The organism is Wolbachia endosymbiont (group A) of Anomoia purmunda, assembly GCF_947251545.1.
In the GTDB taxonomy this organism is placed as follows: Bacteria; Pseudomonadota; Alphaproteobacteria; order Rickettsiales; family Anaplasmataceae; genus Wolbachia.
Genome location: NZ_OX366362.1, coordinates 495,615 through 517,747, shown reverse-complemented (window position 1 = coordinate 517,747; position 22,133 = coordinate 495,615). Strand labels below are relative to the sequence as shown.

The 22,133-nt window shown below is 36.4% G+C and carries 12 protein-coding genes and 1 pseudogene; 6 read left to right on the top strand and 7 right to left on the bottom strand.

What is annotated here, in order from left to right; translation table 11 throughout:
* Positions 1 to 91: 91 nt before the first annotated feature.
* Positions 92 to 1,573: an Asp-tRNA(Asn)/Glu-tRNA(Gln) amidotransferase subunit GatA gene (gene gatA / locus OPR57_RS02660; protein ID WP_265037189.1), complete on the bottom strand. Its 1,482-nt coding sequence runs from the start codon at positions 1,571 to 1,573 to the stop codon at positions 92 to 94.
* A 411-nt stretch (positions 1,574 to 1,984) separates the two neighbouring features.
* Between gatA and OPR57_RS02655 the strand changes: the two genes are divergently transcribed.
* On the top strand, positions 1,985 to 4,648 hold the full coding sequence (locus OPR57_RS02655) for a 2-oxoglutarate dehydrogenase E1 component (RefSeq protein WP_265037187.1): 2,664 nt from the start codon (positions 1,985 to 1,987) through the stop codon (positions 4,646 to 4,648).
* A 49-nt stretch (positions 4,649 to 4,697) separates the two neighbouring features.
* Here the strand turns inward: OPR57_RS02655 and OPR57_RS02650 are convergent, their stop codons facing one another.
* Positions 4,698 to 5,009, bottom strand: a complete 312-nt coding sequence (locus tag OPR57_RS02650; RefSeq protein WP_265027294.1) for a hypothetical protein — start codon at positions 5,007 to 5,009, stop codon at positions 4,698 to 4,700.
* A gap of 190 nt (positions 5,010 to 5,199) precedes the next feature.
* Here OPR57_RS02650 and OPR57_RS02645 point away from each other — a divergent pair, with 190 nt between their 5' ends.
* Together OPR57_RS02645 and OPR57_RS02640 are read left to right on the top strand one after the other, a co-directional pair.
* Positions 5,200 to 6,003 (top strand): hypothetical protein, encoded by an 804-nt coding sequence (locus OPR57_RS02645; protein ID WP_265037185.1) that lies wholly within the window; start codon positions 5,200 to 5,202, stop codon positions 6,001 to 6,003.
* A 3-nt stretch (positions 6,004 to 6,006) separates the two neighbouring features.
* Positions 6,007 to 6,153 carry a hypothetical protein gene (locus tag OPR57_RS02640; RefSeq protein ID WP_265037183.1) on the top strand — a complete coding sequence of 49 codons (147 nt, stop codon included), beginning with the start codon at positions 6,007 to 6,009 and terminating at the stop codon, positions 6,151 to 6,153.
* Positions 6,154 to 6,173: 20 nt separating this feature from the next.
* On the opposite strand, the pseudogene OPR57_RS08150 reads toward OPR57_RS02640, so the two are convergent.
* The 4 genes and pseudogenes from OPR57_RS08150 to serS all read right to left on the bottom strand — a co-directional run bounded on the left by OPR57_RS08150 (position 6,174) and on the right by serS (position 10,501).
* A pseudogene (locus tag OPR57_RS08150) lies at positions 6,174 to 7,082 on the bottom strand (IS5 family transposase).
* A gap of 128 nt (positions 7,083 to 7,210) precedes the next feature.
* Positions 7,211 to 7,339 (bottom strand): hypothetical protein, encoded by a 129-nt coding sequence (locus OPR57_RS08010; protein WP_265037179.1) that lies wholly within the window; start codon positions 7,337 to 7,339, stop codon positions 7,211 to 7,213.
* A 578-nt stretch (positions 7,340 to 7,917) separates the two neighbouring features.
* The gene (purD, locus tag OPR57_RS02620; RefSeq protein ID WP_265037177.1) at positions 7,918 to 9,189 is read right to left on the bottom strand and encodes a phosphoribosylamine--glycine ligase; all 1,272 of its coding nucleotides are present in this window, start codon (positions 9,187 to 9,189) and stop codon (positions 7,918 to 7,920) included.
* A 34-nt stretch (positions 9,190 to 9,223) separates the two neighbouring features.
* Positions 9,224 to 10,501, bottom strand: coding sequence for a serine--tRNA ligase (gene serS, locus OPR57_RS02615; protein ID WP_265037175.1), 1,278 nt, complete (start codon positions 10,499 to 10,501; stop codon positions 9,224 to 9,226).
* A 303-nt stretch (positions 10,502 to 10,804) separates the two neighbouring features.
* Between serS and OPR57_RS02610 the strand changes: the two genes are divergently transcribed.
* Genes OPR57_RS02610 through dusB form a run of 3 tightly spaced genes read left to right on the top strand, consistent with a single transcriptional unit; the run spans position 10,805 to position 13,583 of the window.
* Positions 10,805 to 11,938: a C48 family peptidase gene (locus tag OPR57_RS02610; protein WP_265037174.1), complete on the top strand. Its 1,134-nt coding sequence runs from the start codon at positions 10,805 to 10,807 to the stop codon at positions 11,936 to 11,938.
* Complete coding sequence (locus OPR57_RS02605) at positions 11,923 to 12,615, top strand: OTU domain-containing protein (protein WP_265037172.1); 693 nt, start codon at positions 11,923 to 11,925, stop codon at positions 12,613 to 12,615. The genes OPR57_RS02610 and OPR57_RS02605 overlap by 16 nt, the downstream gene beginning before the upstream one ends.
* Positions 12,616 to 12,620: 5 nt before the next feature.
* Positions 12,621 to 13,583, top strand: a complete 963-nt coding sequence (dusB, locus tag OPR57_RS02600) for a tRNA dihydrouridine synthase DusB (RefSeq protein ID WP_265037170.1) — start codon at positions 12,621 to 12,623, stop codon at positions 13,581 to 13,583.
* Between the two features lie 6 nt (positions 13,584 to 13,589).
* Here the strand turns inward: dusB and OPR57_RS02595 are convergent, their stop codons facing one another.
* Positions 13,590 to 22,103 carry a DNA-directed RNA polymerase subunit beta/beta' gene (locus OPR57_RS02595; RefSeq protein WP_265037169.1) on the bottom strand — a complete coding sequence of 2,838 codons (8,514 nt, stop codon included), beginning with the start codon at positions 22,101 to 22,103 and terminating at the stop codon, positions 13,590 to 13,592.
* Between the last annotated feature and the right edge of the window lie 30 nt (positions 22,104 to 22,133).

Below are 22,133 nucleotides of genomic sequence, written 5' to 3'. Positions count from 1 at the left end.
ATTATAGTTTAATCACCTGTCAATAGACTTTTTGCATAGCTTTTGGCAGCACGTTGGGCATCCAGCTGTCATCCAATAGAAACGAAAAAACTTACTTAATATATTTTGCCAGAGGTCTAATTATTCTGCCGCAATTTTGCTCTATCACACTTGCCACATTTAATATTCCAGCTTCATCATAATAATTTCCAATCACTTGCAAGGCAAGTGGTAAACCCTCATTGGAGAGCCCAACAGGAACAGAAATAGCAGGCAATCCTGCCAGACTTGCCGGCACAGTAAACACATCATTGATGCACATAATTAACGGATCTGGCTTTTCATTTAAGCCAAAAGCTTCCGTTGGAGCAGATGGCACAAGTATGTAATCTATTTTTTCAAACGCTTTTATAAAATCATTTCTGATTAATGCCCTAATGCACTGCGCTTTTTCGTAATATTCATTATAATGACCTGAAGAAAGCGCATAAGCGCCAATTAAAATTCTTCTTTTCACCTCTTTACCAAAACCTTCTGCTCTTGTTAGTGAATACATTTCTTCAAGGGTATCAGCATCAACCCTTAATCCATAACGCACACCATCGTAACGAGCAAGATTGGATGAAGTTTCAGCAGAACAGATTAAATAATAGACTGGTATTGCATATTTAGTATGTGGCAGAGTAATGTCAACAACTTCAGCGCCATTTTCTTTTAAATAGGAAGCAACTCTTTCCCAATTATGAACTATTTCCTCTGAAATTCCATCCATCCTATATTCTTTTGGTATACCAATACACTTACCCTTGACATCACTATTTATAAAGCTAGAAAATTTAGGCACTGGCTTTTCGCTCGATATTGAATCTTTTGTATCATAGCCACAAATTGCTTCCAGCATTAATGCTGAATCAGAGACAGAACGAGTAATGACTCCTGCTTGATCCAGAGAACTCGCAAATGCAATCATACCAAAACGCGAGCATCTTCCATAAGTTGGCTTTATTCCAACTACTCCACAATAAGCTGCTGGTTGGCGTACAGATCCACCGGTGTCGCTCCCTAACGCTCCAGCGCATAAAAATCCAGCAACCGATGCTGCAGATCCACCAGATGATCCACCAGGAACAACTTTTTCCCCATCACTTTTTCTAATCCACACATTTTCAACAGGGCCAAAATAGCTATTTGTGTTCGCAGAACCCATAGCAAATTCATCCATATTAAGCTTACCGAGCATGGCTGCTCCACTTTTTAAAAGCAAGTCAGACACCGTAGATTCGTAAGTCGGAACAAAATTTTCCAGCATTTTTGAGCATGCTGTTGTTTTTATTCCTTTTGTACAGAATAGATCTTTGATGCCAACTGGTATACCCATGAGCGGCGAGATTAAATCATCCTTTTGCCTAGAGAAATGTTCATCTGCAGCTTTAGCAGCTTTCATTGCTATCTCTAGGGTTTTTGTTATAAATGCATTTAATTTCTCATTTTCAACCGCACTGATGTGCGCCTTTACGAGTTCAACGGCAGAAAAACTCTTTTTTTTGAGCCCGTCATGCATTTGTGTAATACTTAACTTTCTTAGTTCATTCATCAATATTTAATTTTTAGCAAGACGTTAATTATAACATGGCACGATAAAAAATCCATACATTTATAGTTACAGCTAGAAATGTAGCTAAGGTAATTTAGATTCACCGACAATCGTCTAGATCCCGCTACTTGTTAGCGGCTAAGAGATACCGCAGCGGTATGACGTAGAAGCTATACTTTTATACTCACCAACTCAGTATGCAATCTGGATCCAAGTGTCGGCTACTCGGATGACACCATAATAAAGTGAAACTAGATTCCACCTTCACGCACTGGGATGACAATATTTGCTATGTAATTTGTGCCATATTACAATAGTTGTAAGTGTAATTTAATAATTAGAAACGAAAGGAGTTCTTTTTTAAAAAACTTAAGTTATACTTATAAGTGTTTGATATCTTATATAGTAATTATGTCGAGTTTAAGCTGCCTTTATGGTGATAATGCAGAATTTGTGGAAGAAATGTATAGCCGTTATTTGCAGGGTGATAAATCAATCGGGGAGGATTGGTATAGAATTTTTTCAAGCAATTTAGAAGTTAATAAAGCGGAGACCTGCAGTCCGCAGCATGTAACTAAGGTGGATGATTCAGTTTCTAGTTTAGCAAATTTTTTCAGATCTTACGGTCATTTTTTTGCGGATCTTAATCCGTTATCACCCAATGTGAATAAGGAAGTAGATTATCAGAAATATTCGAATCTCTCTCCTACGGGTGACACTGGAATCTATAGAGATATTTACTGCAAGAATATCGGTTTTGAATTTATGCATATCTCCTCTTATGAGGAGAGGATGTGGCTGCAGGAAAAGATCGAAAATCAAACCTATACGCTGAGTTCACAAGATAAAAAGGAAATACTGAGGCACTTGGTTGAATCTGAGATGTTCGAACAATTTCTCCATATGAAATTTCCTGGATATAAACGTTTTTCTATCGAAGGTGGGGAATCAGCTATCGTTGCAATTGAGAGAATCATTAGTGATTCTGCAGCTTTTAGTATTGAAGAGATAGTCCTTGGCATGGCTCACCGCGGACGACTCAATGTTCTAACCAAAGTTATGGGCAAAGAATATGCGGCAATGCTATCTGAATTTCAAGGCAATCTTGCATGCCCAAGTGGTCTTGAGGTGTCTGGTGATGTTAAATATCACCTTGGTTACTCTTCTGATCGAACACTTGCCGGTGGTAAGAAAATACATTTAAGTTTATGCCCTAATCCATCTCACCTTGAAGCGGTAAATCCGGTTTTGGCTGGAAGAATAAGAGCAAAACAGAATATAAGATCTGTGCTTGGCATATCAATTCATGGTGATGCGGCTTTCATCGGTCAAGGAGTGGTTGCTGAAACTCTAACCTTAAGCAATATTGAAGGCTATAAGGTGGATGGCATCGTGCACATTGTCATTAACAACCAAGTTGGTTTTACTGCTAACCCATGCTGCGCACGATCTTCTTTTTATTGCACTGACATAGCAAAATCAGTAGAAGCTCCAGTATTTCACGTTAATGGAGATAACCCTGAAGCTGTGAGTTTTGTTGCGAATTTGGCGATGGAATATAGGCAGAAATTTAAAAAGGACGTAGTGATTGACATAATATGCTACCGCAAATATGGCCATAATGAAGGCGATGAACCGAATTTCACTCAGCCACTTATGTATAAGGCGATATCAAAGCATAAAACTCCAGGAACACTGTATGAAGAGAAGTTGATCGCAGAGAAAGTATTAAGTGGTGATGAGGTAAATAAATTGCGCAGTGAGTTCAGGGCAAAATTAGATAAAAGTCTTGCTGAATCAGTGACTTACACTCCAAAAAAAGCTGACTGGTTTTGTGGAGTATGGTCAAAATTAAGAAGGGCAAGGTTGAACGATTTGAGCGAATACTATACAGATTCTGGTGTTCCGCCAGATGAGTTGAAAAAATTAGGTGTGTATATAAATAGCAATATCCCAAGTAGCTTTAACATTAATAATAAGGTTAGAAAAATACTTGATGGCAGAATAGACAGTATAAATTCCAGTAGTAATATAGACTGGGCAATTGCCGAAAGTCTTGCATTTGCGTCACTGCTTACAGAAGGAATAGGAGTGCGTTTATCAGGACAAGATTCTGGACGTGGAACTTTCTCGCACCGTCATTCAAGGCTTGTTGATCAGGTAACGGAAGAAGCGTTTATTCCGCTAAACAATATAAATGGAAAGCAAGCTCACTTTGAGGTCATAGATAGCGCTTTATCAGAGTATGCTGTAATGGGCTTTGAATATGGATATAGCCTTGATTCCCCATATTCACTGGTGCTCTGGGAAGGACAATTTGGTGATTTCGCAAATGGTGCACAAATTATGATTGACCAGTTTATCGCATCTGCAGAAACAAAGTGGTTGCGATCAAGCGGTCTAGTTTTGTTGCTGCCTCATGGTTATGAAGGACAGGGACCTGAGCATAGCTCCGCGCGTATAGAGAGATTTTTGCAACTCTGTGCAGAAGATAATATGCAGGTAGTTAATTGTTCAACCCCAGCAAATTATTTTCATGCTTTACGCAGACAAATGCATAGAGACTTTCGTAAGCCTCTGGTAGTGTTTACACCTAAATCGCTACTGCGTCATAAAAGAGCAGTTTCTAACCTATCTGACTTTGAAGGAAAATTCCTCACGGTAATCCCAGAATATAGAACAGATTTGGTTCTAAATGATAAAATACGTAAAGTTGTAATATGCAGTGGTAAAGTTTACTACAACATAATTGAAGTATGTGAAGCACAAAAAATAAACGATATAGCAGTAATACGTTTGGAGCAATTCTATCCGTTTCCTGCCGATAAATTAAGCAGTGAACTTGAGAAATACAAGAACGCTGAAATTATATGGTGTCAAGAAGAACCAAAAAATATGGGGGGATGGTTTTTTGTCAACCCATTGATAGAAGAAGTGTTGTCCAATCTCAATATTCAAGCAAAAAGACCTAAATGCATCGCGAGGCCTGCTGCTGCATCTCCTGCATGTGGTTATGCTAGTGTCCATGCTCAGCAACAGGAGGAAATTTTGAAGCAAGTTATGCAGGGAATCTAGCACAATTGTGTAAATATCGAAGCGAAAGCTGGCAAGCGGACATTGTTCATCAGATCTTGACGCTGGGCACTGCAGCCAGGCGCGATAGAAAACGTATCACACCAATCAAACCTCTTTGATGCTCAGACAAATATAAAAAGACTTTCATTCGTATCTGTTCAGGATAGCGGCAAGACCATAGAGTAAATGTGAGGTAAGTCCTTACAATAAATGGTGTCATCCCAGTGCTTGACACTGGGATCCAGCTTTTGATCGAAAATGTTGTATAGTGCGTTTGTTTACAATTTTTCTGGATCCCAGTGTCTGGGCACTGGGATGACACCTTTGTGTTTGAGGCAAAATCGGCTATAACACTTAACATACTGCCTTTGCAAACAAATGTTCGTACAGTTGTGTATCACGCACTTTGCTTCAATATTTGTACATTAGCCATGCATCTGAACAGATACTTTCATTCTATTAAAAAGCTACAATATTTATTAAAATTTTCATTTATTTTTATTTAAAAAGTAAATATCATCAATATTTACTTTAATTAATATAGGATATATATGAATACAGAAATATTTGAGAGGTTAATAGGGCAAACTAGTCTACGCAGCAATAGCAAAGCTGAGATCATACAGTTAAATAGAAATGAAAAAGCTTTCGTAGATGAGGATAAAAAATCTATCGAATTAGCTGAGGCCATTTTTAAATGGCCTCAGCTAATTCAAAAGAACAGTACTAGCGATCAGGGTTACTCTGCTATGGATTACATCTTAAATAAACTAATAAATGATAGGAAACTTTTCGAGGAAATGAAAGATAGAGGTACAAGTATAATACGTCTTTTTTCTTTGCTATCAATGTATCATGGTCGTCTCAATTCCTGTACTATAGAATATGTAGAAGATGGTACTACTAAGTGTGGCATACTTGATTACGCTGGCACCTATCCAGAACTAGTGCCTTTAGAGGATTTTATACTTATTGAGCCTTGCTCGTATCTCGAGTACACTGTGCTTGATAATGATAATATCAGAAATAGGTTAGCTAGAGACTTAACTGAAGACAAAACAAAATTAGATACTTTTGTAAATGGAATTTTAGCAATAAAGAGCTCGGATTTAGTATTATTTTATATTAACAGGATAGAAGTTCCTAATGAGGAAGATAGATATTTTGTTAATCTCTTACAGAAAAACGGCATGCTAGACTACATCTTAAACAAAGATGATACAACACTTGCAAAATCAACTCTAAAGAAGTTGTTGAAGCTTTCTATTTTGCAGGAAGGAGAAAGCACTAAGCTAGAATCTCCCCTAGCTTCAAGTGTAAATGTTAGCAAAGCTCAGCAACATTGTAGTATATAGCTGGTGATAAAGTTTAAAATAATTGCATATACTGGTATCTGTTCAGATGCATGGCTAATGTACAAATACCGAAACAAAAATTCCAGTGCTCCCTTTCTTGTCATCCGAGTAGCTGACACTGGGATGGCTTTGTTGCATCGCACTTTATGAGATGGTGATTTATGGTAAATTCATGTAACTATCTCAAATTTAGCCATACCAATATCAGTGAATTTATTGAGCAAATAGCATTTGATTAGCAGTTCTTTTTCTCGATTTATCTCAGATTTATTCCTAAAACTAAATCCAAATATTTGCTTTAATCTTGAGAAAAACCCTTCAACATAAGCCATAATTTACTTCTTTTTTCCATTCTTTCATGCTATCTTCACCGTATAATTTTATTAACCTAATGGCAGCATTCCTGTCAGACATATAATCTATTTCTGGATGTTCTGCCGCATTGTTTATTGGTGGAATTTTTGCCTTTATATCATATTCGTTACACAACTTTGTGCCTATCATATGCTCTATCTGCATATAGTGCTTTTATTGCATGAACTTCTTTTAGCAAATCACAAGCTCCATAGTGATCAGACCGTTACTATATTTTACAGCTATGGCTTTTTTGCTGTTTATATTCAACATTACGTGCAATTTTCTTGTTTGCTCATAGCCACGATATTTTCTGTCAGTGCTATTTTCCTTGCTGTGTGTTGTTATATATACTAATTCCTGTACTGTCTATAGCAATTTCGATATCTTCCATATTATTTTCTGCAATCATTTATCTTAATATTAAGTTTCTTAAACCTTCTTGAAGCCTGGGAATAGTTGATAACTTGCAAACTTCTTCCTATTTGTTGCAAATATCCTTTTATAAATCCCACCGTTTGTCTTAAGCCAATTCTAAAGAGACTGGTGATTATATGCACCAAAATTACAACTTTATCACTATAAATATAGTTGCCGCCCTGCATTTTTGGACAATTCTCGTACCAATTTTCTATAGCGTCATTGATATAACAAAAAATGCTTCCTCTTTCTTGGAGAAATTTGTTATATTCATGGCAGTTACTGACTCTCATTTTTTGTGGCATATTTTTTCTTCAAAGGTTAAATGGCTATTTATAATGAATTTTGTCAGTAACTGCCAGATTTTTTCGGTTGCTATGCAACAAAGCCATTCCAGACTGGAATGACACCCTTTTTGGGTCCTCTAAGTAGCCTATATGGTGTCATCCAAGTAACCTCCCTCCCCTGTCATCCAAGTAGCTCGACTACTTGGATCCAGAAAAAAGAATGGTGTCATCCCAGTGCCCAGACACTGGGATCCAGAAGACTTAATTTCAACCAAGTGACTGCATAATAAAGGCTAGATCCCAGTGTCTGGGCACTGGGATGACAAAAAAAGGAGCACTGGCATGACACCTCTCTTGGGCTCTTTTAGCTACAAACATTAAGAAATTTACCAAACGAAAAAAAAGGCAAAAGAAGCCCCATGGTTAACTAGTTATTTATATGTACTTCAAAATATTGGCGTTTTTTATTCTAAACGCTCCGATTCAGCCGCTTTTAAATGCAACTAACCTTAGCTATAAATGTTTAAGAAATTTACTAGGCAGAAAAAAAAGGCAAAGAATCCCCAGGGTAGCCAGTATTCAAATTCCCCCTTGTTCTATTTGACGTCTTTTGATGTCTTGAACGCTTTATAAGCGCGTTTCTGCTTGTATAGGTAGAAACCTAAAAGTTTTATAAAGACATGAGGTGCACATAGTGCAAAAAATTAAGCATGATTTACGCCAAATACAAAGTTCCCTTTGTCGTTTTAATCTGCAGATTGCGAAGATAAATAAATAGCTTCAGTTTCATGATAAGAGGGCTGGCAAAGGGTGTCAAGTAAGTTTTTTCGTTTCTGTGAACCACCTGCTAACATTAACTACCGATATCGTATCTGAAGAAGCCCCCTGGCCATTCTAAAAAATTTAATGCTGAGTACACTTTACTTTTGGCTTCCTCTATAGTGCTCCCTTCTGCTACTATATTTAGCACTCTTCCGCCATCTGAAACTAAGTTACCACTTTCATCCAATTTAGTACCAGCATGAAACACCAATACACCAGGAATGCTTTCAATTTTATCTAACCCCTTAATTACTTCTCCCTTTTGATAATCACCCGGATAGCCTTTACTTGCAACAACTACACAAACTGTAGATTTGTTGTTAAGTTCCACCATTTTGACATTTAACTTTCCTTCTGCAACTGACAACATCAATTTTAACAAATCGCAATTTGAATCAAATCTAGGTAACACGGATTGTATTTCCGGATCACCGAATCTAACGTTATACTCGAGAAGTTTTGGGCTATCTTTGCAAATCATTAAACCAGCAAAGAGTACTCCTTTATAAGGCGTACCCATGTTAACCAATGCTTGAGCTGTAGGGTATATTATTTTTTGGATAATTTTTTGCTCCATGTCCTTACTTATAATTGAAGGTGATGAGTACGACCCCATACCTCCAGTATTTTGGCTTTCATTACTTTCATCAACTCTCTTATAATCTTTTGCACACCCAAGAGTTACTACTTTCAACCCATCAACAAGAGCAAAAAAACTTACTTCTTCTCCAATTAAAAACTCTTCTATGATTATTTCTTCACCTGATTCACCAAATTTTTTCTCCACTAGCATTGAATCTATTGCTGAAAAAGCTTCGTTTTCTGTATTACATATAACCACCCCTTTTCCTGCTGCAATTCCATTTGCTTTCACTACAAGTGGAAACTTTATTTTATTGCTACGTACAAAATCTTTAGCTAACCCTTCATCAACAAAACACTCGTACTTGGCAGTTGGTATACCATATCGTTTACATAATCCCTTGGTGAAAGACTTCGATCCCTCAAGTTTTGCAGTTGCTTGACTTGGAGCAAAAACATTTATTCCCTCTGCAACTAAATCATCAGCAAGCCCATCAATTATTGGTTGTTCTGGACCAATAACAACCAACTCTATATTTTCTCTCTTGCAAAATTGTGTAACATCCACTGAATTTTGAATATTTACATCCACAAGAACTCCCAAATTTTCCATGGCCGGGCGACCAGGAGTGACATATAACTCAGTCAAGATAGGAGATTTTTTTAGAGCCCAAAGTAGAGCGTGCTCACGCCCACCAGAACCTATAACCAGAACCTTCATCTTTATTTCCTCGCTTTTCTATATGTCAAAATTATTATTTGCTTATAACAGTATCATTACTCATGTATTTTTGCAACACGTTTGGTATTGCAATCGACCCGTCAGAATTTTGATAATTCTCCATTATGGCAATAATCGTTCTTCCTATAGCTAAAGCTGAGCCGTTTAAAGTGTGAATATATTTTTTCATCTTTTTATCAGTTTCTGAAGAGTATTTAGCGTTCATCCTTCTTGCTTGAAATGCACCACAATTTGAGCAGCTTGATATTTCTCTATATTTATTTTGCTCAGGTAACCATACCTCTATGTCATAAGTCCTTTGTGCAGCAAAACCCATATCACCACTACAGAGTAGCATTACTCTATACGGTAATTCTAGTTTTTTTAATATCTCTTCAACAACACTCGTCATGCGCTCAAGTTCATCATTTGATTGGTCTTCAGTTGTGATACTCACCAATTCCACTTTACCAAATTGGTGTTGCCTTATCATGCCTCTCGTGTCTCGCCCTGCGCTGCCTGCTTCTTTACGAAAACACTCTGAATACGCAGTAAAACGAATAGGCAGTTCTTTTTCCTCTACTATTTTATCAGCAACCAAATTTGTTAAAAACACTTCACTTGTAGGAATCAACCTCAATTCGTCGGTAGTTAAATACGAATCGTCAGAAAATTTCGGTAGCTGACCAACATTATACATAGCTTCGTCTTTCACCAAAGCCGGGTGGTACACCTCAGTATAGCCAAATTCATTAACATGCATTTCAAGCATAAAATTTATTAGCGCTCGTCCAAGCTTAGCTAACTGTCCTTTTAATATCGCAAATCTTGATCCGGAAATTCTCGCCGCTTGTTCGAAGTCCATTAAACCTAACTTTTCTCCGAGTTCATAATGAGATTTTGCTGTAAAATCAAACTGTCTTTTTCTTCCATATTTTCTCACCTCTAAATTAGAGTTCTCATCTGCGCCTATTGGCACATCTTGCGCAGAAATATTCGGCAAGTTAGATAAAACATTCACTAACTTATCCTTTTCTGCTTGCTCTTTTAAGCTAATTGCCTCTATCTCATTCGTGATGTTTTTTGATGATTTTATTTGCTCTTCACAGGGGCTCTTGCTCATTTTAAGCTTCTTTATTTCCTCTGTGATTTCATTGCGCTGCCTATTTAAATCTTGCAATTTAGTGGTTAATGACCTTTTCTCGTGATCAATTTCTAATATCTCTTTTGCAGTAAACTCTCTTATCCCCCTGCTTCTCATTGCCTTTTCAAATCCTTCAGGGTTTTTGCGTATATATTCTATATCGTGCATATATTGTGCTATTACTAACATTGTTACTGTACTTTAAAAGCTCTTAATATTCAATATTTTCTCATACTACTAAAATTATTATGGTTGATTTTATTGCTAGGATTTGTTAAAATTTAATTAACTTAGCGTTCATAGGATGTAGTATGTTGGGCATCAAAGAAAAATATAATCAATTTAAAGAGAGCACTTACTTTGCTGGTGGGAAATTCGTTATCTACGCTACTTGCGTATGCCTAGCAGCCACATTTGCTGTTGGCTGTTTGGGGTTGATAATAGGTTCCTCTATTGACCTTTCCACTTGCTATGCTCATCTCTAACCCCGTAGTTTGGGTTTTAATGGGAATAGTTGTTACAGCAGCATACAAAATGGTTGTTGAACCTTTATTTCACTTAGCAAAGAACTATATTAATGGAAAAGGAGCTTCAAAGGAGAAAAAGAGTAAGGAAGCAGAGGTTAAGCCACAAGAATTACAAGAGCAACCTGAAGAAAATCAAGAAAGGCCAAAAATTCCTGATAGGGATAGTGGTATTTTTGACTGCAAAGAAGATAAGGATTCTTTTGTATATAAGACAAATAAAAAAGAAGATTATAAATTTTGGTTAAGTGATTCTGATATTATAGAAATCGCAAGAGTTTGCTATAAATGGAAAGCATATAAAGACAAAAAGAATTGTAAGATTCTTTCTGAAGGAGTGTTTTTTTCTTGTTCTAACACTAAATTATTAGAGCAAAAACTAAAAGAATATAAAAATAAAGTAGAACAAGGAAATAATAATTTTATATTTACTTCGATTCTTCATATTAACGGAAATCATTGGGTAACATTGGTTATTTCTCATGATGAAAAGAGTAAAAAGTTTAGAGCATATTATTGCGATTCATTTGGTGAACCATTACCAGAAGAGGTATCAAGTGCGCTACAGAAAACTCTAGAAATAGACAATAGTAGTATTAGAAACTCAGAAGCTAAACAACAAAAAGATGGAGATACATGGAATTGTGGAATATTTGCGTTAGAGAATACTAAGAAAATTACAGATATGCTGAAGGCAGGCAAATCGTTTGATGAAATTAGCACAGAGCTATCAGAATACAAACCTAGTAAAAAAAAATTGGAAGAGAAGAGAAAAGAGCTTGCAGAAGCATTGAGGAGAGATAAACAAAGCAGAGGTAATACGCCAAGCCCTGTATTAGGTGGTCCAGGAAATATAAGTCGTAAAGATAGCGGAGTAAGTTTAGATTCAGTAGAAAGTAAGCAAACAAAAATTGTTCAATATAATACTACAGGTGATGGTAACTGCTTTTTCCATGCGGTATTTGGTGATAATAGCTCTGGTCAATATAAGGCTGAAAAAGCACAAGATATGAGAATGGAATGGCACAAATTTTTAAGCGATTTACATCTTTGGATGATCCGAGTATGCCAGCTCCTCTAAGAGGGCATCTAGAAACGCTTTTTAATATGTTTTTAAACAAGCCAGGAGATCTAACTGGGAGGTCAGACAAAATAAAGAAGCTGGTTGAACAGACAAATGAAAAGACTAGAAATGCTAAAGATAAAGTTGGGGAGCTAGTAGGTAGAATTATTAGAAATTTTAATGTATCGCATGATAAGGCTATCAGCGATCTAAGGAAATATGCAGAAGCTCTTGATCCAGATAATTTTGATGAAGAGATTTACAAAACAAAATACAATAGTGATGTTATTACAAATTCATTTCTTAATAACCCTGAACTTTACAAAGCTTATTTAGAAGCAATAAATAATCCGTGCTATTATATTTTTATCAAAGAAATTCCTATTTTAGCTTCTTTAGCTAACATTAAAATTAATGTCTATTATAAAGACAATAACAACGAGAAGCACGAGGAGTTTGAGCCAGATCCACAAATGATAAATGATGATCAGCTAAATCGAGTATTTGGTCGTGAAAGTTATAAACTAAACGACGAGTTATGGGGCAACAAAAAACAAGAAACAATACACTTAGGGGGAAATCATTATGAGAGAGCTGAGATAGTAGAGGTAGATCCTTCTCTTATGGAAAAAGTAAGTTCAGCTGTACAAAATGCTGCAGCAGCATGTGTGAATGCATTAGGTTTGAACGCATAGAATGTATGCCCCTGCAAATAGGAAATTTGACGATTGATTCTCCGGTAATCTTAGCCCCGATGTCTGGTGTAACTGATTATCCATTTAGAAGTGTTGTTAAGAAGCTTGGTGCAAGTTTGTTAATTTCAGAGATGATTGCAAGCAGAGCCATGATTATGCAAACTCGCCAAAGCATGCAAAAGGCAAAAGTTGACGAATTGACCGCTGTGCAGCTTGCTGGGTGTGAGCCAGATGTTATGGCGGAGGCTGCAAAATTGAATGAGGATATGGGAGCTAAAATCATAGATATAAACTTTGGTTGCCCTGTTAAAAAAGTTGTAAACGGTTATGCAGGATCAGCGCTAATGCGTGATGAGAAAAAAGCCGCTGAGATAATTGAAGCTGTGGTCAAAGCAGTGAATGTGCCAGTTACGGTGAAAATGCGCACTGGATGGAACGATGAAAATCGTAATGCCCCGAGACTTGCGAAAATTGCCGAAGACTTAGGAGCAAAAATGATCACTGTGCATGGAAGAACAAGAGCGCAGCTCTATAACGGTCAAGCAGATTGGAAATTCGTTAGAAATGTTAAAGAGCAAGTGAAAATTCCAGTTATAGTAAATGGCGATATTAAAAATTTAAATGATATTCAGAATGCTCTCAAAGAATCTGGAGCAGACGGAGTGATGATAGGTCGTGGTGCCTACGGTAAACCTTGGCTGATTAATCAAGCAATGAACTTTCTCAGTGGAGGTGAAACTTCTGAGCCAACAGCTTCAGAGAGATTAAGCATCATACTCGAGCATTACGACAATATTCTTGAGTACTATGGAAATGACACAGGAATAAAGATGGCCCGCAAACACATAGGTTGGTACAGTAGCGGGCTTCAAGGCTCATCTGAATTTCGTGTGAGAGTAAATAACATGACAGATAGCACAGAAGTGAAAGAAAATATTGTTGGCTTTTTTGGTCAAAAGACACACTAGCTGTACTCAATTCGACTGATCATATGCCACTACGCTCTCTTCCTCACCAGAGTGTAAATGACAACCATTATCCATCAACCATTCCTCGTCATAAGTTTCAATATCAAAATATTTTTCATATTTATCCACATTATCACAAAGTGAAAGTGCTCTGATCTTATTCATAATCAAACCTGTACCAGCAGGAATTAATCTTCCTACTATAACATTTTCTTTTAATCCACTTAAAGGATCACTCTTCCCGCAGAATGCTGCTTCTGTAAGTACTTTTGTTGTCTCTTGGAAAGAGGCAGCAGAAATAAAGGAGCTAGTTTCAAGACTTGCCCTAGTAATCCCCTGCAGAATAGGAAGATAATGAGTAGGCCGTTTGCCAGAGTTACTCATAGCATCATTTTCCCTATCAACTTCCAGCTTGTCAATGCTTTCGCCAACCAAGTACATAGTATCACCAGGATCAGTAATTTCCACTTTTTGTAGCATTTGTTTTAAGATCACCTCTAAATGCTTATTGTCTATACGAACACCCTGCAATCTATAAACTTGCTGTATTTCAGAAATCATATAGTGCGCTAAAGCTTCTAACCCAAGCACACGTAAAATATCATGGAGATCAGGGTCACCATCCATCAATAGATCACCTTTACGTACAAAATCACCTTCATTGACTATCACATGCTTACTTCTTGATACCAAATATTCAACTGGAGAAATTTGTTCATCTACAGGTTTAATTAATATACTGCGTTTTCCTCTACGGTCTTTTTCAGAAAACGCTACATAGCCATCTATCTCGCTAACAATAGCATGCTCTTTAGGACGACGTGCTTCAAATAACTCTATAACCCTCGGTAAACCACCAGTAATATCACGAGTTTTAACTGACTCTCTTGGTGTTCTTGTAATAACATCACCTGCATGAACCTTCTGGCCATCTTGTACATTGAGCACTGCACCGATTGGTATAAAATAACATGCTTCAACGCCACTTGCGAGTGTCATTACTTTACCATTATCGTCAAGCAGCACAATACGAGGACGTAAATTAGCTCCACCAGAATGCAATTTCCAGTCTTTTACTACTTTGCTTGATATTCCTGTAGATTCATCCATCACTTCAGTGATCGAAATTCCATCTTTTAAGTCCTGATAAGACACTGTACCTGTCTTCTCCGTGATAATAGGCAATGTATAAGGATCCCATTCCGCAACTTTATCGCCAATTTTTACTGACCCACTCTCATCTACATAAAGCTTAGCGCCGTAAGGTACACTGTGCTTCAACTTCTCACTACCAAGGCTATCAATCAACACGACTTCACAGGAACGGCTTATCACAATTTTATTTCCGTTTCTATCTATAATTATATTACTATTGTTTAACTTTATTTTAGCATTAATAGAAGCTATAATATTCGAGGATTCAACGCCTCTAGTCATTACTCCACCTATATGGAAAGTACGCATCGTTAACTGAGTACCTGGCTCTCCAACAGATTGAGCAGCTATAACACCAACTGCTTCACCTATTGAAACAATTTTACCAGTTGCAAGGTCTCTTCCATAACATAAAGAACATACACCAGGACTTATTTCACAAGTTAAAGGCGATCTAATTTTTAGAGCATCAAGACCTGCAATGCTGATTTGCTTTACTTTATCCTCATCAATTAATTCCCCTGCTTTTACTAATAATTCTTTTGTCACTGGGTTATATATATCATTTGCAGCTGTTCTACCCAGCACAACACTCTCTAGAGATGCAACTATAGTACTTCCTTCAACTGTAGCTCTCACAACAAGACCATTTTTTGTTTTACAGTCATGCTTTGTAACTATGCAATTTTGAGATACATCAACTAAACGACGAGTTAAGTATCCAGAGTTTGCAGTTTTAAGTGCAGTGTCAGCTAAACCTTTACGCGCACCGTGAGTAGAATTAAAGTATTCAAATACGTTCAATCCTTCACGGAAATTAGAAATTATAGGTGTTTCTATAATCTCACCAGAAGGTTTGGTCATGAGCCCTCGCATTCCTGCTAGCTGTTTCATCTGTGAAGTAGAACCCCTTGCACCAGAGTTAACCATCATATACACTGAGTTGTACTTACTATTTCCATCATATAGAGATATTGCTTTTAACATATCATTAGCTATCATATCCGTACACTTAGACCATTCATCTATAACCTTGTTATACCTCTCACTTCTAGTTATTAGCCCATCTTGATATTGCATAGAGAATTTCTTAATTTCACCCCTCGCGTGATCAACATGTGTAGCTTTAGTTTCAGGTATAACCATATCACAACGACCAAAAGAAATACCAGAAAATGTGGCATACTCAAAGCCAAGTACCATTAATTTATCAGAAAATGCCACTGTAGCACTTTGACCACAGTTACGATATACCAAATCAACTATACCAGTTATTTCCTTGACTGTTAATATCTGATTTATTAGATCGAAGCTTAGATTCTCATGCTTAGGAAAAATCTGCCATAATATTAAACGGCCAGGAGTTGTACAAACAGTTTTATAGTGAGTTTCACCGCTGCTATTAATATACTCCATCCTATACTTTATACTAGAATGAATATGTAAAGTACCATCACTCAAGGAATGCTCAACTTCACAAAAAGCACCAAAAGATGGTAAATTATCTTCCTTAGGTTCTTGTAAAGTCAGATAATATATACCAAGTACTATATCTTTACTAGGAACTATAATCGGTCTGCCATTAGAAGGACTTAAAACGTTATTAGTGGACATCATCAACACCCTAGCTTCAAGCTGAGCTTCCAATGAAATTGGCACATGCACTGCCATTTGATCACCATCAAAATCAGCATTAAACGCCGTACAGACAAGCGGATGAAGCTGTATTGCTTTGCCTTCAATAAGGATTGGCTCAAAAGCCTGAATACTAAGTCTATGTAGCGTAGGCGCTCTATTCAACAAAACAGGATGCTCTTTTATTACCTCTTCAAGCATATCCCAAACTTCTGGTTTTTCTGCTCTTATCAACTTACTAGCAAACTTAATAGTTGGAGCCATACCATACATCTTAAGTTTTGAGTAAACAAAAGGTTTGAATAGTTCAAGAGCCATTCTTTTTGGTAATCCACACTGATTTAGTTTCAAAGTTGGACCAACAACTATTACAGAACGTCCAGAGTAGTCTACCCTTTTTCCTAAGAGGTTCTGGCGAAAACGACCCTGTTTTCCTTTTAACATATCACTAATGGACTTTTTATATCCAACAGCACCAGCTTTATTTACCAAAGTATTACGACGACTATTATCAAAAAGAGAATCAACTGCTTCTTGTAACATCCTTTTTTCATTACGAATCATAATCTCAGGAGGATTTAAGCTCAACAATTTCCTCAACCTGTTATTTCTATTAATAATAGTCCTATAATGATGATTCAGATCAGAAACTGCAGGACGACCACTCTCAAGCGATACCAAAGGACGCAAATCAGGTGGTAAAATAGGTATAGTTGTAAGTATCATCCACTCAGGCCTATTTCCAGACTTAATGAAGTTTTCAACAATACGCAATCTCTTTATAATTTTCTTTCTTCTTATCTCAGAAGCAACAGATTCTAATTCTAGTCTTAAATCCTTCCTAATTTCATGTAAATCAAGGCGCGTTAGCAACTCTCTTATAGCTTCAACACCTTGCATAGCTACAAAACTATCGATCCCATAGCTATCTTTAGCTTCATTATAAGCTTTTTCACTAATAATCTCACCTTTTTCAAAAGGCGAAACAAGAGGATCTATTACGATATAATTATCGCTATATAAAATATTCTCAATATCTCTGAGAGACATATCCAGTAATGCTCCAATTCTTGAAGGAAGCGATTTCAAAAACCATATATGAGCAACAGGAGATGCAAGCTCTATATGACCCATCCTTTCTCTTCTTACTTTAGAAGATGTAACTTCTACTCCGCATTTTTCGCATATGCGACCTCTGTGTCTTCTTTTTTTGTATTTTCCACATAAACATTCATCGTCATTGACAGGGCCAAAAACCTTAGGGCAAAATAGTCCACCTTTCTCAACTTTGAACGTACGATAATTTGCAGTTGAAACATCTTCTATCTCACCACAAGATATACGCTTAATACTTTCAGGGCTAGCAATCGATATGCTAACCTCATTAAAAGATTGTGCAATGTTAGTGTGAGATATATCTTCAATCACTACATCATTTTGCTTTAAATCTACATTTAAACATAAAGAACGTAATTCTTTTATCATCACATTAAAGGATTCAGGAATTCCACATTCAAAATTACTGTCACCTTTTATTATCGATTCGTAAATCTTAACTCTACCATTAATATCATCAGACTTCACAGTTAACATTTCCTGCAAAGTATAAGCAGCACCATAGGCTTGTAATGCCCAACATTCCATTTCACCAAAACGCTGACCACCAAAATGAGATTTTCCTCCTAGAGGTTGTTGAGTAACCAAACTATAAGGCCCTACTGAACGCGCATGAATTTTACCATCAACCAAGTGGTGCAACTTAAGCATGTACATGTAACCAACTGTAACCTTGCGGTCGAATTTTTCACCACTGCAACCGTCATATAATACAGCTTGTCCAGAGTTATCCAAACCAGCAAGTTCAAATAATTTTGCTATTTGTTCATCTTTTGGACCCTCAAATACAGGTGCAGCAACAGGAACGCCATCACGTAATTTGCGTGCAAATTCAATGAGATTATTATCACTAATATTACGAATATCATTACAGATAGATACGTTACTGCCATAGCTATAAACCTCAATCAGGAAGTTACGTAAATTGCTGTATGAACTTTTACAAGAGTTCAAATAGTTCTCTACTAACGCATTCAACTCGTCATTTAGTGTATTCTTATTAGGTGTATTTAAAACAGAAGCCGTTATTTCATCATCATCAATATTTTCAATTTTTTTATTGTCAAGATATGCTACTGCAAATTGTGTAAAATTATCATCGTTAAGGGACCTAATTCCCTTGCAAAAAGCACTTTTGATTTTATTGATCTCATTGAGAATATTACTTACCTTTTCCCCTAATTTTCTACAAGCCCAACCTACATGCGTTTCCAGTATTTGCCCTACATTCATTCGTGAAGGAACACCAAGAGGGTTAAGAATAATATCAACAGGAGTACCATCTTCCAAATAAGGCATATCTTCCACTGGCACAACTCGAGAAATCACACCTTTATTTCCATGTCTACCAGCCATTTTATCCCCTGGTTGCAGACTATGTTTTACAGCAATGAAAACTTTTACTGACATCGACACACCTTGAGGCAGGTCATAACCTTCATGTAATTTTTCTACTTTTCGCTTAAACTGTGCTATTGCATGTGATACTTTTTCATCAAAATCTTTTTTTAAGCTCTTAACTTGCTCAGAAATGGATTGGTTTTTTAATCCTATACCCCACCATTGCTCACGTTCAATAGAGTCAAATTTTTCTCGATCTTGAGAACCAGAATTAATAAGAAGTTTCTTCAGTTCATCATAGAAATATTCACTAGTAACGTTGATTATATAATCTCGCTCTTTCTCAAAGTCATTTACCTCTTTTTGTTTGATGAGTAATGCCCTTTCATTTTCTTCAACCCCCCTGCGTGTAAAGACTTGTACATCAATTACTGTCCCTTCAACATCTGGAGATGTATATAAAGAGGAATCCGCACAATCGAATGACTTTTCACCAAAAATTGTCATTAATAACTTCGTTTCAGGAGGCAATGAAAGAGAAGGTTTAGGTGTAACCTTACCTACCAGAATATAGCCTGGACCAACTCTTGTACCAATTTTCACTATACCACTATCATCCAAGTGATATAGATTTTCTTCATTAACACCAGGTATAGCACGAGTTATTTTTTCTGATCCTAAAGGGGTATCATGTACAACACAGTCAAATTCTTCTATATGAATAGAAGTAAAGAGATCTTTTTTAACAACTTCACTAGAAATAATAATAGAGTCTTCAAAATTATAACCTTGCCAAGACATAAAAGCGACTAGCAAATTTTTACCAAGCGCCAACTCACCACTGTTAATTGCAGGACCATCAGCTATTACATCACCCTTTTTAACATAATCACCTACGCACACTAGCGGTCTTTGATTAATACAAGTATTATGGTTAGAACGCTGAAATTTCCTTAGATGATAAATATCTACGTCCAAGTAGTTAACCCTTTCTTTATCAAAAGCACGTATAACTATAGAGTTACTATCAGAACTATCAACTATGCCATCGCGTTTTGCTAAAACTACAGCACCAGAGCCAGAAGCTACAAAAGACTCCATACCAGTAGCAACCAGGGGAGCGGTAGGCTTCAATAAAGGTACGGCCTGACGTTGCATATTTGAGCCCATTAATGCTCTATTAGCATCATCATTTTCTAAAAATGGAATCAAGGAAGCTGCAACTGATATTACCTGCTTAGGAGATACGTCAATGTAACTAACTTGGTCGCTACTTACCATGACGAAGCTACCAGCATATCTACAGTATAGCATGTCATCAACAAAGCAATTATTTTCATCAAGCTTTACGCTAGTGTCAGCTATATGATGTGAGCCTTCGTCTATAGCAGAAAGATACTCAATTTGATCAGTAACAACCCTATTGACTACTTTTCTATAAGGGCTTTCAATAAAACCATATTTATTAATACGCGCGTATATAGCTAAGCTGTTGATTAACCCTATATTTTGCCCTTCAGGAGTCTCAATAGGGCAAATTCTTCCATAATGAGTTGGATGAACATCACGCACTTCAAATCCTGCCCGTTCTCTTGTTAAACCGCCAGGACCTAACGCGGACAACCTTCTTTTATGTGTTATTTCAGATAACGGATTAGTCTGATCCATAAATTGAGATAATTGAGAAGAATTGAAGAAATCTCTTAAAACATTAGTTAACACTTTTGGATTAATAAAATCAGATGGAGAAACTTTATCTAAACTAGAAGTGGACATAGAATCAACTATTGCGCGTTCCAATTTCAACAACCCAGTTCTAAATTGATTTTCTATAAACTCTCCAACTGATCTTACTCTTCTGTTTCCTAAATGATCAATATCATCTACAGATCCTTGACCGTCACGTAACAATACTATTTTTTTCACAATTTCAATAATATCTTCATGCGTTAAAACAGTTAAATCCTCATCATAATTTAATCCAAGGTAAGAGTTAAGCTTCAACCTACCAATGTTAGACAAATCATAATATTCCGGACTGAAGAAAAGATTACGGAAAAACTCCTCTACTATCTCTAAAACAGGAACTTCACCAGGACGCAAAACTCTATATATTTCATATAGCGCATCCTGATAAGACATGTTTTCATCTAAGAAAAGCGTATTTAATATATAAGGCCCAACAAACAAATTATCTATGTTCAACACTGATATTTCATCCACAGATAATAACTCAAGCTTCTTTATGTCTTCTAGCTTTATAGATTCACCAGCAGATAAAATTTTCGTAGAGCTAGCACTATCCATTAAATCTTCTGCGAGGAATAAACCACATATAGAATTAAAAGGAACTAGATACTCTTTCAATTCATTATCATATAGCTTTTTAGCTAGTCTTGAGGTAATACGAACGTTAGCTTTAAGCAGCACATTACCTTCAATATCCATTAAGTCGAAAGGCAGCCTCACTCCTTTAAATTTATCAGGAACAAAAGGCACTTTCCAACCATCTTTATGTTTTACATACTTTATTTTCTCATAAAATCTATCGAGTATATCATTATTTGATAGACCCAATGCCTTTAATAAAACTGAAATTGGCAATTTTCTTTTTCTATCAACACGAAAATACAAATGGTCTTTAACATCAAATTCAATATCAAGCCAAGAACCCCTATAAGGAATAATTCTAGCAGAATAGATCAATTTACCAGAATTGTAAGTTTTCCCCTTATCGCTATCAAAAAATACACCAGGAGACCTATGCATTTGTGAGACGATAACTTTTTCCACACCATTAATGATGAAAGTGCCCTTATCAGTCATCATAGGCAACCCACAAAAGTGGACTTTCTGCTCTTCTATAGATTTTACAACGGTTGCAAGTTTAGAATGATCTCCACTCTCTTTAATCGATTTATATTCATCAAGAGAAATACCATCCTGCATAACAACAAGACGTATAGAAGCAATAACCTGAGCAGAAAAAGTTACACCACGCTTTATACACTCAGATTCATCATACTTAGGATCATCTACCCTACAACTTATAAACTCGATAGTAGCCCTGCGCAAAGGATCATTTATTGGAAAGATTGTATGAAAGATAACTTCAAGTCTTTCATTACCCTTATTCTTAGGAGTAAATGAATCATACGACTCTTTTTGAACCTTAACCAAATCCAATAAAGAATCTTTTAAATCAATCGACCTAGAATAAGAAACTCTAGGAACAAAAGCACCAGAAGCGTACATATAAGAAGAATCAACCATTAAAATACCCCAAACTAATTAAAAGAGCTA

Coding starts and splice junctions, on each gene's coding strand:
- OPR57_RS02605 (WP_265037172.1), top strand. CDS start 11,923: ATGCCAGCTCCTCTAAGAGGGCATCTAGAAACGCTTTTTAATATGTTT.
- OPR57_RS02610 (WP_265037174.1), top strand. CDS start 10,805: ATGCTCATCTCTAACCCCGTAGTTTGGGTTTTAATGGGAATAGTTGTT.
- purD (WP_265037177.1), bottom strand. CDS start 9,189: ATGAAGGTTCTGGTTATAGGTTCTGGTGGGCGTGAGCACGCTCTACTT.
- OPR57_RS02645 (WP_265037185.1), top strand. CDS start 5,200: ATGAATACAGAAATATTTGAGAGGTTAATAGGGCAAACTAGTCTACGC.
- OPR57_RS02595 (WP_265037169.1), bottom strand. CDS start 22,103: ATGGTTGATTCTTCTTATATGTACGCTTCTGGTGCTTTTGTTCCTAGA.
- OPR57_RS02655 (WP_265037187.1), top strand. CDS start 1,985: ATGTCGAGTTTAAGCTGCCTTTATGGTGATAATGCAGAATTTGTGGAA.
- gatA (WP_265037189.1), bottom strand. CDS start 1,573: ATGAATGAACTAAGAAAGTTAAGTATTACACAAATGCATGACGGGCTC.
- serS (WP_265037175.1), bottom strand. CDS start 10,501: ATGCACGATATAGAATATATACGCAAAAACCCTGAAGGATTTGAAAAG.
- dusB (WP_265037170.1), top strand. CDS start 12,621: ATGCCCCTGCAAATAGGAAATTTGACGATTGATTCTCCGGTAATCTTA.
- OPR57_RS02650 (WP_265027294.1), bottom strand. CDS start 5,009: ATGTTAAGTGTTATAGCCGATTTTGCCTCAAACACAAAGGTGTCATCC.